General features: G+C 61.8%; 20 protein-coding genes. 5 read left to right on the top strand and 15 right to left on the bottom strand.

What is annotated here, in order from left to right:
* Genes PJK54_RS08165 through PJK54_RS08155 form a run of 3 tightly spaced genes read left to right on the top strand, consistent with a single transcriptional unit; the run spans position 1 to position 1,625 of the window.
* Entirely contained in the window at positions 1-393 is a 393-nt protein-coding gene (locus PJK54_RS08165) for a YraN family protein (RefSeq protein WP_077371656.1), read from the top strand.
* 21 nt (positions 394-414) lie between these two features.
* Positions 415-1,008, top strand: a complete 594-nt coding sequence (locus tag PJK54_RS08160) for a phosphoheptose isomerase (RefSeq protein WP_043332512.1) — start codon at positions 415-417, stop codon at positions 1,006-1,008.
* Between the two features lie 38 nt (positions 1,009-1,046).
* The gene (locus PJK54_RS08155; protein ID WP_077371653.1) at positions 1,047-1,625 is read left to right on the top strand and encodes a BON domain-containing protein; all 579 of its coding nucleotides are present in this window, start codon (positions 1,047-1,049) and stop codon (positions 1,623-1,625) included.
* Between the two features lie 107 nt (positions 1,626-1,732).
* Here PJK54_RS08155 and PJK54_RS08150 read toward each other — a convergent pair whose 3' ends face one another.
* The 8 genes from PJK54_RS08150 to zapE all read right to left on the bottom strand — a co-directional run bounded on the left by PJK54_RS08150 (position 1,733) and on the right by zapE (position 8,523).
* Positions 1,733-2,335, bottom strand: a complete 603-nt coding sequence (locus PJK54_RS08150; RefSeq protein ID WP_141392248.1) for a ClpXP protease specificity-enhancing factor — start codon at positions 2,333-2,335, stop codon at positions 1,733-1,735.
* A 199-nt stretch (positions 2,336-2,534) separates the two neighbouring features.
* Positions 2,535-3,161, bottom strand: a complete 627-nt coding sequence (gene sspA, locus PJK54_RS08145) for a stringent starvation protein SspA (protein ID WP_077371647.1) — start codon at positions 3,159-3,161, stop codon at positions 2,535-2,537.
* A gap of 215 nt (positions 3,162-3,376) precedes the next feature.
* Positions 3,377-4,186, bottom strand: coding sequence for a cytochrome c1 (locus tag PJK54_RS08140; protein WP_136938333.1), 810 nt, complete (start codon positions 4,184-4,186; stop codon positions 3,377-3,379).
* Entirely contained in the window at positions 4,183-5,445 is a 1,263-nt protein-coding gene (locus PJK54_RS08135) for a cytochrome b (protein ID WP_077371641.1), read from the bottom strand. Before PJK54_RS08135 ends, PJK54_RS08140 begins: the two co-directional genes overlap by 4 nt.
* Entirely contained in the window at positions 5,445-6,041 is a 597-nt protein-coding gene (petA, locus tag PJK54_RS08130) for a ubiquinol-cytochrome c reductase iron-sulfur subunit (protein WP_077371638.1), read from the bottom strand. Before petA ends, PJK54_RS08135 begins: the two co-directional genes overlap by 1 nt.
* 241 nt (positions 6,042-6,282) lie before the next feature.
* The gene (rpsI, locus tag PJK54_RS08125) at positions 6,283-6,672 is read right to left on the bottom strand and encodes a 30S ribosomal protein S9 (RefSeq protein ID WP_043332522.1); all 390 of its coding nucleotides are present in this window, start codon (positions 6,670-6,672) and stop codon (positions 6,283-6,285) included.
* A 13-nt stretch (positions 6,673-6,685) separates the two neighbouring features.
* Entirely contained in the window at positions 6,686-7,114 is a 429-nt protein-coding gene (rplM, locus tag PJK54_RS08120) for a 50S ribosomal protein L13 (RefSeq protein ID WP_065392477.1), read from the bottom strand.
* Between the two features lie 251 nt (positions 7,115-7,365).
* Positions 7,366-8,523 (bottom strand): cell division protein ZapE, encoded by a 1,158-nt coding sequence (gene zapE / locus PJK54_RS08115; RefSeq protein WP_077371635.1) that lies wholly within the window; start codon positions 8,521-8,523, stop codon positions 7,366-7,368.
* 433 nt (positions 8,524-8,956) lie between these two features.
* Here zapE and PJK54_RS08110 point away from each other — a divergent pair, with 433 nt between their 5' ends.
* A complete protein-coding gene (locus PJK54_RS08110; RefSeq protein WP_077371632.1) occupies positions 8,957-9,409 on the top strand; it encodes a YhcB family protein in 453 nt (150 codons plus the stop codon).
* Between the two features lie 122 nt (positions 9,410-9,531).
* On the opposite strand, the gene PJK54_RS08105 is transcribed toward PJK54_RS08110, so the two are convergent.
* Positions 9,532-10,308: a Nif3-like dinuclear metal center hexameric protein gene (locus PJK54_RS08105; protein WP_077371628.1), complete on the bottom strand. Its 777-nt coding sequence runs from the start codon at positions 10,306-10,308 to the stop codon at positions 9,532-9,534.
* A gap of 252 nt (positions 10,309-10,560) precedes the next feature.
* Between PJK54_RS08105 and PJK54_RS08100 the strand changes: the two genes are divergently transcribed.
* Complete coding sequence (locus tag PJK54_RS08100; protein ID WP_077371625.1) at positions 10,561-11,880, top strand: S1C family serine protease; 1,320 nt, start codon at positions 10,561-10,563, stop codon at positions 11,878-11,880.
* Between the two features lie 148 nt (positions 11,881-12,028).
* Here the strand turns inward: PJK54_RS08100 and hisD are convergent, their stop codons facing one another.
* From hisD to PJK54_RS08070, 6 genes are all read right to left on the bottom strand, one after another.
* Positions 12,029-13,333 (bottom strand): histidinol dehydrogenase, encoded by a 1,305-nt coding sequence (gene hisD / locus PJK54_RS08095; RefSeq protein WP_077371622.1) that lies wholly within the window; start codon positions 13,331-13,333, stop codon positions 12,029-12,031.
* Between the two features lie 133 nt (positions 13,334-13,466).
* Positions 13,467-14,111 carry an ATP phosphoribosyltransferase gene (gene hisG, locus PJK54_RS08090; RefSeq protein WP_077371619.1) on the bottom strand — a complete coding sequence of 215 codons (645 nt, stop codon included), beginning with the start codon at positions 14,109-14,111 and terminating at the stop codon, positions 13,467-13,469.
* Positions 14,112-14,197: 86 nt separating this feature from the next.
* A complete protein-coding gene (murA, locus tag PJK54_RS08085; protein ID WP_077371616.1) occupies positions 14,198-15,463 on the bottom strand; it encodes a UDP-N-acetylglucosamine 1-carboxyvinyltransferase in 1,266 nt (421 codons plus the stop codon).
* Between the two features lie 12 nt (positions 15,464-15,475).
* Positions 15,476-15,730: a BolA family protein gene (locus tag PJK54_RS08080; protein WP_077371613.1), complete on the bottom strand. Its 255-nt coding sequence runs from the start codon at positions 15,728-15,730 to the stop codon at positions 15,476-15,478.
* A gap of 189 nt (positions 15,731-15,919) precedes the next feature.
* The gene (locus tag PJK54_RS08075) at positions 15,920-16,291 is read right to left on the bottom strand and encodes an STAS domain-containing protein (protein WP_065392617.1); all 372 of its coding nucleotides are present in this window, start codon (positions 16,289-16,291) and stop codon (positions 15,920-15,922) included.
* Positions 16,292-16,314: 23 nt separating this feature from the next.
* Entirely contained in the window at positions 16,315-16,986 is a 672-nt protein-coding gene (locus PJK54_RS08070) for an MlaC/ttg2D family ABC transporter substrate-binding protein (protein ID WP_077371606.1), read from the bottom strand.

The following is a 16,986-nucleotide window of genomic DNA, read 5'->3' as shown; positions in this document are numbered from 1 at the left end:
ATGGCGCGCCCTGGAACGACCGGGCAGGAGCCACCACAGCGTCGCGCGAGAGCGCGCGGCGCCGTGATCGAAGCCGAGGTCGAGAAATGGCTGTCAGCCAGAGGTCTCGTGCCTGTCACGCGCAATTCGCATGCCAAGGGCGGCGAGATCGACTTGATCATGCGTGATGGTGACACCCTGGTGTTCATCGAAGTGCGTTACCGCGCCAGCTCCCGGTTCGGCAGCGCACTGGAAAGCGTGACCGCCACCAAGCAACGCCGGCTGATCAAGGCCGCGCGTTTTTATCTGGCCCATCACGGGCTATCATGTTCCTGCCGCTTCGACGTGGTCGGCGTGGAGGGTCCTCCCCCTCTCGCCATTCACTGGATACGCCACGCATTCGAAGCGTTCTGAAGCCAACGACCAAGAGCCATCATGGATTTCCAATCTCGTATTCTCGGCCACTTCAACGCCAGCATCGACACCAAGACATACGCCAGTGAAGTGCTGCCGCCCTTCATCGAAGCGGCGAGTCAGATGATGGTCCAAAGCCTGGTCAATGACGGCAAGATTCTGGCCTGCGGCAACGGCGGCAGCGCCGGTGACAGCCAGCACTTCTCGTCAGAGCTGCTCAATCGCTTCGAGCGTGAACGCCCGAGCCTGCCGGCCATCGCCCTGACCACCGACACCTCGACGTTGACGTCCATCGCCAACGATTACAGCTACAACGAGGTGTTCTCCAAGCAGATTCGCGCCCTGGGCCAGCCCGGCGACATCCTGCTGGCCATTTCCACCAGCGGCAACTCCGCCAACGTGGTACAGGCCATCCAGGCGGCCCATGACCGCGACATGCGCGTGGTGGCACTGACCGGTCGTGACGGTGGCGACATGGCTTCCCTGCTGGGCAGCGAAGATTGCGAGATCCGCGTACCGGCGACCTCCACCGCGCGCATTCAAGAAGTCCATCTGCTGGCCATTCATTGCCTGTGTGATCTGATCGATCACCAGCTGTTCGGCAGCAACGAATAACGCCTTGCGACACACGGCGCTCACCAGGAGATTACGGCATGACGCCAAAGTACCTGCTTTCCCTCATGGCCACCGCCGGCTTTCTATCCCTTGCGGGCTGTACCACCGTGGCCGACCTGACTCACAGTGGTCCCATTGACGAGGACTACGGTGATCGCACTCTGGGCGCTCAAGTGGAAGACGAGAGCATCGAGACCAAGATCGAAGTCAATCTCGGCAAGATCGATGCGCGCTTCAATGACGCCCATGTCAACGTGAATGCCTACAACGGCATGGTCCTGCTGACCGGGCAAGTGCCCAGCGATGAGCTCAAGCAACGCGCCGCGGAAGTCGCCAAGGATGTCCGTCGCGTACGCCAGGTACACAACGCCCTGGAAGTCAGCGCCAATGCGCCTACCAGCCAGCGCGTCCAGGACACCTGGCTGACCACCCGCGTCAAGGCGACTCTCGCGGCCGATGCCAACATCGATTCCGGGCGCATCATGGTGCTGACCGAGAATGCCAGCGTCTACCTGATGGGCATCGTGACCCGCTCGGAGGCCGACCAGATCGTCAGCAAGGTCTCGGAAGTCGGTGGCATCCAGCGTATCGCCAAGGTCTTCGAGTATCTTGATTGACGTCGACCGCACTCCCTGACGTATGGGTAAAAACGACGACGCCCCACAGGCCTGGCCTGTGGGGCGTCGTCGTTATCAGCCCAAGAGGACTGAAGAGGAGTGTCCGCTTACTTGATGACTCGCAGCGACGGACGCCCCTTGCGGGGAGGCTTCGGCTGATCATCGCCGCCTTCCTCATCGGAGGAGGAGATGCTGCCGCCCTCCTGCTCCTCGGCACTCGCGACCTCATCGGCCGCCGCATCACCCCGTGACGCCTCCTCACCCTGCTCATCATCAGCAGCGCTGCTGGCACCACCGACACTGGCCAGAGTCGGACGTGAAGGCGCCTGAGCCTCCTCACCGGAGGTCGCCTCATCCGAGGCTGCCTCACCGAAGGCCAGGTCATCCGCACCCGGCATGACAGGCTCATGCCCGAACACCATGCCAACGCCATTCTCGCGAGAGTACAGCGCCACCAGCGCCGGTGTCGGCACGCTGACGTGCATCGGCTGACCACCGAAACGGGCATTGAAGCTGACACCCTCATTGGCGATGAGCAGATCACGCACGGCACCCGGCGCGATGTTCAGCACGATCTGGCCATTCTGCACGTGTTGACGCGGCACCTGAACGCCATCCTGCTCGGCATCCACCACGATGTACGGCGTATTGTCGTTATCCAGCAGCCACTCGTAGAGCGCACGTGCCAGATAAGGGCGACTGGAAAGCATGAGAGAACCTCTTGAACTGCAATGGATGTCACGATGACCGACGTCCTGCGACGCCGAGCTACAGCTTGCGGGCACTGACACCACGTGACGGTCGAGACACCTGACCTCGGCCCCTCCCCGCCTCATGATCCGAGCCCGGAACCCACCCCGGGGTGGGTTCCAGTGACTCAAGCACCCCTTTCGGGATTGCTCTAGCGAATCAGATACGCATCTCGCGCTCTGCCTCGGAGAGAGACGCCTTGAAGGCATCACGATCGAACAGACGCTCCATGTAGTTCAGCAGCGGCTTGACCTGCTTCTCCGGCAGCTCGATGTTCAATGTCGGCAGACGCCACAGAATCGGGGCGATGCACGTGTCGACCAGAGAGAACTCGTCGCTCATGAAGAACGGCATGTCATCGAAGATCGGCGCGATTCCGATCAGGCTCTCGCGCAATTCCTTGCGTGCCTTGTCGGCTTCCTTCTTGGTGCCGTTCTGGATGGTTTCCATCATCGGCACCCACTCGCGCTCGATGCGGTGCATCCACAGACGGCTCTGGGCGCGCGCCACCGGATACACCGGCAACAGCGGCGGATGCGGGAAGCGCTCGTCCAGGTACTCCATCATCACCTTGGACTCGTAGAGGACCAGGTCACGGTCCAGCAACGTCGGCACACTGTTGTACGGGTTCAGATCAGCCAGCTCGGCCGGACGGTTGTCATCATCTACATCAATGACATCGACTGCTACACCCTTCTCGGCCAGCACGATCCGTACACGGTGGCTGAAGTGGTCGTCACCACCGGAGTAGAAGGTCATCGATGAACGCTTGGCCACAACACCCATGAAACTGTCCTCGCATCTGTTCGAGCCATGCCCGCGTCAGCTTTTGGCCTGACGAACGGGAATAAGTTTCCTCTGGGCGCCTCATCAACTGCGTGACGCGCCCAGAGGGTCAACCTTGCGTCACCCGCAAGCGACGCAAGCGGGCGCACGACCGATCAGCCGTGCGCCCGTCACTGCCTGCACGCCATTATCAATGAGCGCCACTCCGGGAGCCATCAATGAATGTCGCGCCAGTATTCCTTCTTGAGAAGATATGCCAGCAGAGTAAAGATCAGGATGAATATTAACACCTTGGGGGCCATGCTCTCAGCCTTGAGTCGCGATGGTTCGCCCACATAGGCCAGAAAGTTGGTCAGATCCCACACGGCCTGGTCGAATTCCTCTGCTGTCATGCTGCCCGGCGAGGTGATCTCCAGCACGTCGCAGGAGTCATAGTGCCCCGTTGCCGGGTTCAGCTCCGCGCCCGGAGGCACCAGGTCGCTCTGGGCGCAGACCTTTTCCTGAACGCCCTGCAATGTCTCCAGCACATTGGGCATCGCCACCAGCGGATAGACAGCATTGTTGACACCCCAGGGGCGCTCGGGATCGCGATAGAAGCTCTTCAGGTAGGAGTAGATCCAATCCGTCCCGCGCAGACGCGCCTCGAGAGACAGATCCGGTGGCGGCGTACCGAACCAGCTCGCGGCGTCCTCAGCCTTCATCCCGATGCGCATGGTGTCATTGATCTTGAGTTCTGGCGAGAAAATCAGATATCGCTCGACCAGATCCTCGGGCATCTCCAGGTCCTCTGCGGCACGCGAATAGCGCTGATACTGCAGGCTGTGACAGCCGAGGCAATAATTGGTGTAGAGCTGCATGCCGCGCTGCAACGAGGGCTTGTCATGCAGATCCGGCTGCATCGACTCACGCACTGCCTCGCCCCCTGCCGCGCTGACAGCTCCCGCCCCCAGCAGGCCGGCCACCACCACGCCTGCAGCCAGTACATGCTTCAGCCAGTCCCTTGACCCACCCTTTTGCCCGCTCATCGGCCTGTCACCCTGTCCGGCACCGCTCGCGTCTTCTCGAATCGCGTATACAGCGGCATCAGTATGAAGAAGGCGAAGTACGCCACCGTCGCGATCTGCGCGATGATCGTGCGCTCGAACGTCGGCGGCATCACGCCAAGCACCCCCAAGGTCACGAAGCTGACCACGAACACGAGTATCGCGATACGCGACAGCCAGCCCTTGTAACGGATGGAGCGCACAGGAGAACGATCAAGCCATGGCAACACGAACAGGATGGCGATCGCCAACCCCATCACCACCACGCCCCAGAACTTGGCATCGACCCCGAACAAGGGATAGTTCACGGCCCGCAACATCGCGTAGAACGGCGTGAAATACCAGACAGGGGCAATATGCTCAGGTGTCTTCAACGAGTTGGCCGGTTCGAAATTGGGCGTCTCGAGGAAGTAGCCGCCCCCTTCCGGGAAGTAGAAGATCACGGCACAGAACACGAACAGGAACACACCGACACCCACCAGGTCCTTCACCGTGTAGTAGGGATGGAACGGAATGCCATCCAACGGCTGGCCCGCCTCATCCTTCCTGTCCTTGATCTCGATGCCATCCGGATTGTTCGACCCCACCTCATGCAGCGCCACCAGATGCAGCACCACCAGCCCGACGATGACCAGTGGCAAGGCGATGACATGCAGGGCAAAGAAGCGATTCAAGGTAATGCCGGACACCAGGTAGTCGCCACGGATCATCTGCGCCAGATCCGCTCCGATGACCGGGATCGCCGTGAACAGCGAGATGATCACCTGCGCCCCCCAGTAGGACATCTGCCCCCAGGGCAGCAGATACCCCATGAAGGCCTCGGCCATCAACGCCAGATAGATGCACATGCCGAAGATCCACACCAGCTCACGCGGCGCTCGGTAGGAGCCGTAGATCAGCCCCCGGAACATGTGCAGATAGATGACGACGAAGAATGCGGACGCCCCCGTAGAGTGCATGTAACGGATCAGCCAGCCATATTCCACATCGCGCATGATGTATTCGATCGAGGCAAAGGCCCCTTCGGCGGTCGGGGTATAGCTCATGGTCAACCAGATACCGGTAATGATCTGATTGACCAGCACCAGCAGCGCCAGCGAGCCGAAGAAATAGAAGAAATTGAAGTTTCTGGGCGCGTAGTAGCCTGTCAGATGGTCCTGCAGCATCTGGGTGGCCGGGAAGCGATCATCGATCCAGCGCATGATGCCTCGCGACGCCTTGGCACGTTCTGGATTCCCCATCACACAGCCTCCTCATCGACGCCGATCACCAGCACCTGCTCGCTTTCATAATGATGCGGCGGCACCTCGAGATTCGAGGGCGCCGGCACTCCGGTGAACACGCGACCCGCGAGGTCGAATTTCGAGCCATGACAGGCACACAGATAGCCACCCGGCCAGTCAGCGCCAAGATCCGCGGCCCCCATCTCGGGTCGATAACCCGGCGAGCAGCCCAGATGGGTGCAGATTCCCACCAGTACCACGTACTCAGGCTTGATGGAGCGCAGGACAGCATCCACATAGGCTGGCTGCTGGGGACGGCGTGATTCGGGGTCCTGCAACTCGGCGTGCGGGATGGCCCGGATGTCATCAATCATCTCGGGGGTGCGACGCACCACCCATACCGGCTTGCCGCGCCACTCGATGGTCATCTGCTGACCCGGTGCCAGGCGCGAGATATCCGCCGTGACAGGTGCACCTGCCGCTCTTGCCCGTGCGCTCGGCTGCCAGGAAGCCAGAAAGGGCGTCGCGATGCCAACGGCGCCTATCGCCCCCACGACACTGGTCGCACTGACGAGGAAGCGGCGCCGCCCTCGATTCACACCTCGATTAGCCATATTGTTATTGTCTCCCGAACACCACCGCATGCTGCCAGACCATTCCCTTGCCGGGCACTTGACGCTTGACTGTATTAAAGGGCAAGAACCCACCGCTCACAACTCAAGAAAATCACTTTACCAGAAGCGGCTTTCTTCAATTGCGCTCGCACCATGCGCTTGACGCCCCTATCAAGATCGCAAAAAAAACGCCCAGCACCCTTTCGGGTACTGGACGTTCTTGTGGTCGACGCCTGTTCTCTTAACGCTTGGAGAACTGCGGACGACGACGGGCCTTGCGCAGGCCGACTTTCTTACGCTCGACTTCACGAGCATCACGAGTGACGTAGCCGGCGGCACGCAGTGCCGGACGGAAGTCCTCGTTGTAAGCCATCAGGGCACGAGTGATGCCGTGACGGATGGCGCCAGCTTGAGCGGAACCACCACCACCGGCGACAGTGACGTATACGTCGAACTGTTCGGTGGTTTCGGTCAGCTCGAGCGGCTGGCGAACAACCATGCGACCTGTCACACGACCGAAGTAGTCGTTCAGGTCACGCTGGTTGACGGTGATTTTGCCGGTGCCCGGCTTCAGGAAGACGCGCGCGGTAGAAGTCTTGCGGCGCCCGGTACCGTAGTGCTGCTGTGTCATGGCGATGCTTCCCTCAGATGTTCAGTTCTTGCGGCTGCTGCGCAGCGTGCGGATGCTCGGCGCCAGCATAGACTTTCAGCTTGGACTGCATGGCACGACCCAGCGGGCCCTTCGGCAGCATGCCCTTCACCGCCAGCTCGATCACGCGCTCAGGCTTGTGCTCGATCATCTGGTTGAAGTTCATGGAGCGCAGGCCGCCCGGGTAACCGGTGTGACGGTAGTAGGTCTTGGCTTCTGCCTTGCGACCAGTCACAGCGACTTTCTCGGCGTTGATGACGACGATGTAGTCGCCAGTGTCAACGTGCGGAGTGTACTCGGCTTTATGCTTGCCGCGCAGGCGACGAGCAATTTCGGTAGCCATACGGCCCAGCGTCTTGCCGGCTGCGTCGACGACGAACCAGTCACGCTGGACGGACTGCGGCTTGGCAGTAAACGTCTTCATGGATGAATCACCTATAGTCGGGTCTTGCACTTGAGTGCGCGACCAATCCCTATTTTTCTTGGTTGTCCGACGCCTGGCAGTCAGTGGCAGGCCGCTTGCGCGGTCACCGCCGACTCGACTCCAGACTGCCCACGCCCATCAAGGGTGATTGACCCAGGACGACTCGTGGACCGGACAACAATTCGAGCGAGCGCGCATTGTACATGCCAGACGCCCGCACCACAAAGGCTATTTCGTCTTCCGACATCGCCTCATGGCTTGTGAGGCAGCGCCAGGTATTCACGCGACTGCATTTCCTGCAGGCGTGACAGGGTGCGCTCGAATTCGAAGTCGAGGTTGCCGCCGGTGTAGAGCTGCTCGACCGGTGTCTCGGCACTCATCAGCAGCTTGACGCCACGGTCATAGAACTCATCGACCATATTGATGAAGCGGCGCACCTGATCATCGCTGTCACGCCCCATCTGCGGCACCTCCGACACCAGCACGGTGTGGAACTCGCGCGCAAGCTCGATGTAGTCATTCTGGCTGCGCGGGCCATCGCACAGCTCATCGAAATGGAACCACACCACATCCTCGTGGCGACGCAAGGCATGCAGCACGCGGTGATTGATGCTCAAGCCTTCATCGGCATGACCTTCGGCTCCGGCAATGGAGCGGAACTCACGCGCCAGTCTGGCACCGCTCTCGTCACCCAGCGGACTGTGGAACAGCTCGGCATGCTCCAGAGCGCGCAGGCGATAATCGATACCCGAATCCACATTGACCACGGTGCAATGGCGCTTGACCAGGTCGATAGCCGGCAGGAAGCGCGCACGCTGCAGGCCATCCTTGTAGAGATCATCCGGCACGATGTTCGAGGTCGCGACCAGTACCACGCCCTGCTTGAACAGCTCCTCGAACAGGGTGGCGAGAATCATGGCATCGGTGATGTCCTTGACGAAGAATTCGTCAAAGCAGATCACGCGCGCTTCCACGGCAAACTTGGCCGCCACCAGCGTCAGCGGGTTCTTCTCGCCCTTGTAATGGCCAAGCTCGTTGTGGACGCGCTGCATGAAGCGGTGGAAGTGCGTCCGCATCTTGTCCGCGAAGGGCAGACTCTCGTAGAAGGTATCGACGAGATAGGTCTTGCCGCGCCCCACGCCACCCCAGAAATACAGCCCCATGATGTCCGGGGTCCTGTCGACGGCGGCCGGCCGCGACGGCTTGCCGAACAATCGACGCACCTTGGAGCCAAGCCCGCCATTGCCCGTGACATCTTCGACCTTGTCAGGCGTCTGGCGCGGAGTACGCACCAGATCGTCATAAAGGCGCTGAAGGTGACGAACGGCATCTTCCTGGGCGGCATCGTAGGCAAAGTCATCACGCTTGAGGTCTGCCTGGTACTTCTCGAGGGGCGTAGGTGCTGGCATGGAGAAACCCGGTGCAGGCCAGATTCAGCACTGGGCTGCATCTGGCGCGAAGTGAAACGAGGTCACGCCTGCGCCAGCATGGCTGACAATCAGGCAAGAACGAAATTGCGCGGCATTATACGCCCTGAGTGCAACTTTACCCACCACACCCGACGGGAAGTCCTGCTTCCCAGGCCCTACAGTGCCATGACGCGCCTCGATGGCGAATGGCGCCCTTGCTTCGGGGCGACCAAGGTCTCTCTCATGACGAATTGACGTGACGCGCCAACCCATCGATATAATGGAGTGCGTACGCTTTTGAAATACAGGCACTCTTTGCCTCATGGCCAGCGTCGCTGGACACACTGCAAGAGTCTGGACATTGGCAGCACATCATCGTGATGGCCTGCCCCGGCGGTGAAGATCACCGCAGTCGTGACACAAGGAGAGCGACGTGAACGAGAGCAATATTGACTGGATCCTGGCCATCGCCTGTTTTCTGGCTGGCATCGGTATCGGCGCCTTGTGCTACCACCTCCTGAATGCCAACGTGGCCCGCAATCAGAAGACCCGCCAGAAGCTGGCGGAGCGTGAGCTGGAACTGACCCAGTTCCGTGACGCCCTGAATGATCATTTCTCCAAGGCCAGTGATCTGACGGATCAGATCCAACGTGCCGGCAACGAGCTGCGCCAGCACCTGGCCAGCGGTGCCTCTTCACTGTGCGATGACAGCCAGCTCAAGCGCCGCCTGCTGGATACTGACACCACGCTTGAAGAAGACATGGGCGAGAAGGTCGACCTGCCACGTGACTATGCCGACAATCGCGGCACGCTGTCAGAGGATTTCGGTCTCAAGCCACAACCCGCGGAAGGCGAAGCGCAGAGCGCCAACCCGCCGCGCATCTGAGCAACCTCCTTCTGCCGTGAGTTCCCTCACGGCCATTGGACACGACAACGGCCACCTTCCAGGGGTGGCCGTTGTCGTTGGCAAGGATCACTCAGGCCGTCACAGGGCGACCATGAGCTGACTCAAGCAGGGTTGTCGATATCCACGAAGCGATGCTCGACGCCATGCTCGGCCGCCAGCCACTCGCCCAGCGCCCGAACCCCATCGCGCTCGGTCGCATGATGCCCTGCCGCCAGGTAGGTCACCCCCTCTTCGCGCGCACTGTGCGTGGTCCGCTCCGAGATCTCACCGGACAGGAAGGCATCGACTCCCGCCTCGATGGCCAGACCGATATAGTCCTGCGCCCCTCCCGTGCACCAGGCAATGCGCTTGATCGGCCGATCATGCCCGGCGATCACGAGCACCTCTCGCCCCAGACGACGACTGAACTCGGCCCCCAACGCGGCACTATCCAGCTCACCGCCTGCCGCAAGCTCATCTGCGAGACGCCCGACATGCACCAGTCCACGCCCGGGGACGCCATCCAGGCATCCTTCACTGACCAACCCCAGGCGCTCGGCCAGCTGGGCATTGTTGCCCAGCGTCGGATGGGCATCCAGCGGCAGGTGATACGCCGCCAGATTGATGTCGTTCGCCAGCAGTGTCTTGAGGCGACGGCGCTTCATGCCCGTGATCCGAGCGGGTTCGTTCTTCCAGAAATAGCCGTGATGCACCAGCACCATATCCGCCTGCCATGCCACGGCTTCATCCAGCAGCGCCTGATTGGCGGTAACGCCCGTCAACACTCTGCGGACCTCGCGCCGCCCCTCGACCTGAAGTCCATTGACGGTGTAATCCTTGAAGGCCTGCGCCTCCAGACAGCCATCCAGCGCCTCGACCAGCACGTCACGATCAGCCATTGAGCCTCCAGCAGTCAGATTCATCGAGTGTTACACTGGCTGCCATTGTAACGGCGCAGCCTCACCATGTAAGCGCATGGCAGCTTCGCCGGGTACCGAGACATGGGTGACACGTCTTGAGCACGTCATCAATCTTCCTCTTCACCCTCCGCCTGCCAGCAGCAACCCTGCGGATGGCGACCGCCCCACGGCGGTTGCCCTCAGGAAAGCTGACGGCCCGGCAGGACCACGGATCATTCACCAGGACTCCTGATGCCTCAGACGCGACGCCCCCTTCGCAGTTCATTGCTCCCCCTTCTCTGGCCAGTGGTCACCGGGGTATTGCTTGCCATCGTGGTGCTGGATCGCTTCCCTGAACTTGGACATTCCGAGCCGGCGCCCGAGGTTGGCCAACAGGGCGGCCAACAGGGCGGCGCGATCGTCTCTCGAGATCAGCAGGTGCTGCCATCTCCCGCCTTGACCCTCTCCGCCGAACAGCGCGAGGAATCCGCCAATCCGGTACTGCGCGAAGCGCCGCCACTGCAGCGCAACAGCGGGCCGGCCAGCTACCAGACCGCCGTGGACGCCGCCGCCCCCGCCGTCGTCAACATCTACTCCTCGCGCAAGATCGAGGACGACAGCAAGCACCCGCTGATGTCCGACCCCTTCTTCAACCAGTTCTACGGGGAAAATGCCTTGCGCAGCCAGCGCATGCTGTCGAGCCTGGGCTCCGGCGTCATTCTCTCGAGCGACGGCTATATCCTGACCAACAACCATGTCATTCAGGGTGCGGATCAGATACAGGTCGCCCTGCGTGATGGCCGCGAGACACTGGCCAAGGTGGTCGGGGTCGACCCCGAGTCCGATCTCGCGGCGCTGAAGATCGATATTGAAGATCTGCCGACGGTGGCGATCGCCGACTCGACCCAGGTCCACGTCGGGGATGTCTCGCTGGCCATCGGCAACCCCTTCGGAGTCGGTCAGACCGTCACCATGGGCATCATCTCGGCCACCGGACGCAACCATCTTGGCCTGAATGCCTACGAGGACTTCATCCAGACCGATGCCGCGATCAATCCCGGCAACTCCGGTGGAGCGTTGATCAATACCGATGGCTCACTGGTCGGCATCAATACTGCCATCTACTCCCGCTCCGGTGGCTCGCAGGGCATCGGTTTCGCCATCCCCGCCAACCTGGCACGTGACATCCTCGAATCACTGGTCGATCACGGCCGGGTGATTCGCGGCTGGCTGGGCCTGGAAGTCCAGGAGCTGACGCCGTCGCTGGCGCACTCCTTCGGCTTGAGCGCTCCGCAAGGCGTGGTGGTCGCCGCCGTGCTGCGGGATGGCCCCGCGGCACAGGCCGGCCTGCGTCCCGGTGACATCCTGACGGCAGTCGCCGGCAAGCGCCTGATCGATGCGCGCCTTGCCATGGCCGACATCGCTGCGGTCAAGCCGGGCGACACCCTGCAACTCAATCTGTTGCGGGATGGCAAGCCCATGGAGGTCAGCGTCAAGGTCGGTGAACGGCCGATTCCCGATAGCACGCCCTCTCCTGCCGCCGCAGCTCCGGGCGTCTCATCCCCCGGCTGACAATGGCCGCCGGACTGGCAAACGGCTTTCACGCAAGAACCAGAGCCAGAACCAGAACCAGAACCAGAGCCAGAAAAGCCCGCCACGGAAACCGTGGCGGGCTTTTTCATGCTCATGAACTACACCATGCTCATGAACTACACCATGCTCACTCGATGATGCGATTCTCGGCACTACGGGCGTGAGCGGTCAGCGACTCACCCCGCGCCAGCACCGATGCGGTACGCCCGAGGATGGAGGCACCTTCGGCCGAGCACTGGATCAGCGAGGAGCGCTTCTGGAAGTCATAGACCCCCAGCGGCGAGGAGAAGCGCGCGGTACCGGACGTCGGCAGCACGTGATTCGGGCCGGCACAGTAATCGCCCAGTGCCTCGGAGGTGTGGGAGCCCATGAAGATGGCGCCCGCATGGCGGACACCTTCGACCCATGCTTCCGGATCCGCCACCGACAGCTCCAGGTGCTCCGGCGCGATACGGTTGGTCAGTTCCAGCGCCTGCTCGGGCCCGCTGACGCGAATCAGGGCGCCACGCTCGCGCAGCGAGGTCTTGATGATCTCGGCACGCTCCATGGTCGGCGCGAGACGTTCGATTGACGCCTCGACCGCAGCGAGGTGCTCATCATCCCAGCTGATCAGGATCGCCTGGGCATCCTCGTCATGCTCGGCCTGCGAGAACAGGTCCATCGCCAGCCAGTCCGGATCGGTCACGCCATCGCTGACCACCAGAATCTCGGACGGTCCGGCGATCATGTCGATGCCGACCTGACCGAACACCGCCCGCTTGGCAGTGGCCACATAGATGTTGCCGGGACCGACGATCTTGTCGACGCGCGGCACCGTCTCGGTGCCATAGGCCAGTGCCGCGACGGCCTGGGCGCCGCCGATGGTGAAGACCCGATCGATACCCGCCAGGTGAGCCGCGGCCAGCACCAGTTCATTGACCACGCCATCGGGGGTCGGCACGACCATGATGATCTCGCGCACACCGGCGACATGCGCGGGGATCGCGTTCATCAGCACGGAAGAGGGATAGGCGGCCTTGCCTCCCGGGACATAGATGCCAGCGCGATCCAGCGGCGTGACCTTCTGCCCCAGCAAGCTGCCATGCTCATCCTTGAAGGACCAGCTTTCCGGCTTCTGATGCTCGTGATAGACGCGCACACGCTCCGCCGCGACCGCCAGCGCCTCGCGCTGATCCGCCGGCAGATCGGCGTAGGCTTTTGCCAGACGTTCGGCGTCGATCACCAGCTCCGACATGCTGGAGACACTCAGACGGTCGAAGCGATTGGAAAACTCCACCAGCGCGGCATCGCCTTCCTGCTTGACGCGCGAAAGGATGTCGGTGACACGATGCTGTACCTCGGCATCGGACACCCCCTCCCAGGCCAGCAATGCATCCAGGCGGGCAGTGAAATCGGTATCGCGGCTATCGAGCCGGTTGATCAGGGTATCCATGCGAACCTCTTGTCATGTCATTGGCAGTGAGGGCTGAGCCGGACGGGCGCTGCTGCCAGATCGTCTCTGCGATCTTGAGTGATGTCGTTGCTGACGAGTCCCGCCGCGTGACACGAGGCCGGGACCTGGTCATTCATGCGTCGCGACGTGCTTCCACCGCCTGACGCAGGCGGTCGATCAACGGCTTGAGGCGATCATGCTTCATGGTCATGGCAGCCTTGTTGACCACCAGACGCGTGCTGATGTCGGTGATCAGCTCACGCGGCTCCATGCCATTGGCACGCAGGGTATTGCCGGTATCGACGATATCGACGATCTCATCGGCCAGATTCATCAACGGGGCCAGCTCCATCGCGCCATACAGCTTGATGACTTCGGCTTGGATGCCCTGTTCCGCGTAGTAGCGACGCGCGACATCGACGAACTTGGTGGCGACGCGACGTCGCGCGCCCTGCTGCTGCTGACCGACGACCCCGGCCGTCATCAGACGACAGGCCGCGATCTCCAGATCCAGAGGCTCATAGAGACCTTCGGCGCCATGCTCGAGCAGCACGTCCTTGCCGGCGATGCCCAGATCAGCCGCTCCCAGCTGCACATAGGTCGGCACATCGGTGGCGCGAATGATGACCAGCTTGACGTCAGGCAGATTGGTATCGAAGAGCAGCTTGCGGCTCTTGTCCAGATCTTCCAGCGGTTCGATCCCGGCATCCGCCAGCAGCGGCAGGGTTTCCTTGAGGATACGCCCCTTGGAAAGGGCGACGACCAGTTGCTTGCTCATGGGGTATTCGCCCGTGCTTGTGCGTAAGAATTCAGCAGACGCTGCCGACCTGCGATGGCCGGCAGCGCATGGAGGCAGGACTCGGCTCAACCGGCGGAGCGGCGGATGATCACGCCCAGCCCGGAGAGCTTCTCCTCGATGCATTCATAACCACGATCGATGTGGTAGATGCGATCCACCATGGTTTCGCCATCGGCGACGATGGCCGCGATCACCAGCGAGGCCGAGGCACGCAGGTCCGTGGCCATCACCGGAGCGCCCGACAGGCGCTCGGTACCGGTCACCACCGCCGTGTTGCCTTCCAGGGCGATGTGCGCGCCCATGCGGTTGAGCTCCTGCACGTGCATGAAGCGGTTCTCGAAGATGGTCTCGATCACGGTACCGGTGCCTTCGGCCACGGCATTCAGCGCCACGAACTGGGCCTGCATGTCCGTGGGGAATGCCGGATAAGGCGCCGTACGGATATTGACCGCCTTCGGACGCTTGCCCTGCATGTCCAGCTCGATCCAGTCATCCCCCGTGGTGATGGTGGCACCGGCTTCTTCCAGCTTGGCAAGCACCGCATCGAGGGTATCGGCGCGCGTGCGGGTGACGCGCACCTTGCCACGCGAGGCCGCTGCCGCGACCAGGAAGGTGCCGGTCTCGATGCGATCAGGCATCACGGAGTATTCGCAACCGTGCAGTCTCTCGACCCCTTCGATGACGATGGTATCGGTGCCGTGGCCGGTGATCCTGGCGCCCATGGCGATCAGGCATTCGGCCAGATCGACGACTTCCGGCTCGCGTGCCGCGTTCTCCAGCACGGTACGCCCATCGGCCAGGGTCGCGGCCATCAGCAGATTCTCGGTACCCGTGACGGTTACCACGTCAAAGACGATGCGAGCGCCCTTGAGGCGGCCACCCGGCGCCTTGGCACGGATGTAACCGTTCTCGACCGAGATCTCCGCGCCCATGGCTTCCAGGCCACGGATGTGCAGATCCACCGGGCGCGAGCCGATGGCGCAACCGCCCGGCAACGAGACTTCGGCACTGCCGAAGTGAGCCAGCAGCGGGCCCAGCACCAGGATCGAGGCGCGCATCTTCTTGACCAGCTCGTAGGGCGCATGACAGTGCTCGACCTTGGAGCCGTCCAGCTGCACGGTCATGTTGTCGCCCATCACCGGCTCGACTCCCATGCGCCCGAGCAATTCCAGGCTGGTGGTGATGTCTTGCAGGTGCGGCAGATTGCTGATGGTCACGGGACCTTCGGACAGCAGTGTCGCTGCCAGGATGGGCAGGGCCGAATTCTTGGCACCACTGGCCCAGACTTCCCCGTTGACCGGCCCGTTGCCGGTGATAATCAGCTTGTCCATGAAATGTTCCGATCAGCTCTGGGCGTTGCCGACGGCAGCATCGTACTGCGCCGGGGTATAGGTACGAATGCTGATGGCGTGAAGCGCGCCAGAGCGAATCTCGTCATTGAGTGCGGCGTAGACCAACTGCTGGGCCTTGACGCGACTGAGGTCAGCGAAGACCTCGCCCACGGCGACGACCTGGAAGTTGCATCCTTCACCCTGGATATGAAAATCGACGTTCTCGATTCGAGCCTCGAGCAGGGCCTTGACATCATTCGGTTGCATGACGGGCGATGACTCCTTCGCGGTACATGTCCGGGCCAGGCACATTACGCTGCGCTTCGACCTGGGAGATATGACCGCACATGGTAATCAAAAGCGCGCGGGAACGCGATTGGCGGCAGCCTCCTGCCTCCCACGTTCCCGCGCGCAGTGGTGGTGATCGAGCGGCTGGGCAGCCCGGCCGGAGCACGATCAGACAGCATCGACCTCAGGACGAGGCGCCGAATCCGACGCCTGATCCGTGACCTCCAGTCCCGGCAACAGGACATCGAGGCCAGAGACGGAGGCCAGACGCTTGAGCGCAGGCGATAGACGCAGATGCGTGACATGCCCCGAATGGCGCGCCAGATGACGCTGCCACTCCAGCAGGACACTCAACGTGGCGGTGCTTGCGCCACCGACGCCACAGAGATCGATCTCGATGCCCTCTGCATGCTGCCCGAGCCACTTGCAGCCCACTTCGGCGAGCTCGGAGGCGTGATCGAAATCCGGCTGACCGCTCAGCGTCAGGCAGCCATCGCCGGCGCTCAGGGTCACGTCATCATCATCGAAGAGTGTTTTCATGGTCATATCGCCAGTGGTCAGGCTCAGCTGTCGCTGTCGCCCGCGCTCTCCCCGCTGTCCTTTTCCAGGTCGACATCCGGCTGCCAGCCCTTGATGACGGCATCGATATCACGGCCATTGTCACGCATGGCCTGGTCGAACTGATTGCGGAAGGTCAGGCCCAGATTGACGCCATTGACGATCACGTTGACAACTTTCCACTCGTCATTGCGCAGACGCATGGAATAGGCCACCGGGTACACCTTGCCCTTGGTGTCGATCACGTCCATGTAGACGGTGTCCTGATCTTCATAACGACGCTCGCCTTCACTGTCCTTCACTTCGAGCTTGGCGTAGTCAAAGCTCACCAGGCCCTTCGCGTAGGTACCGATCAAGGTGTCATGGAAGACCTTGGAGAATTCGGTACGCTGTTCCGGAGAGGCACCCTTGAAGTACTTGCCCATCACGCTTGCCGCGATGTAGCGGTAATCCACGACCGGCTCGAGGGAGTTGTCGACCAGCGCTTCCAGCTCGTCGACGTGATCCTTGTAATAGCTTTCGCGGCTGTCGATCTTGGTGGTCAGGCCTTCGACGGTATCACGCAGCAGCACGTCCGGCTCCTGGGAAGCGGCAGAGGCCAGCGGGCTCATCGCCATCATGGCAGACAGGCTCAATACGCTCAGTGGATGAATCAGCTGCTTGAGGATATGGGTCAT

This window comes from Cobetia sp. MMG027, from assembly GCF_027947415.1.
Lineage (GTDB): Bacteria > Pseudomonadota > Gammaproteobacteria > Pseudomonadales > Halomonadaceae > Cobetia > Cobetia marina.
This window is presented reverse-complemented; position numbering and strand designations above follow the sequence as displayed.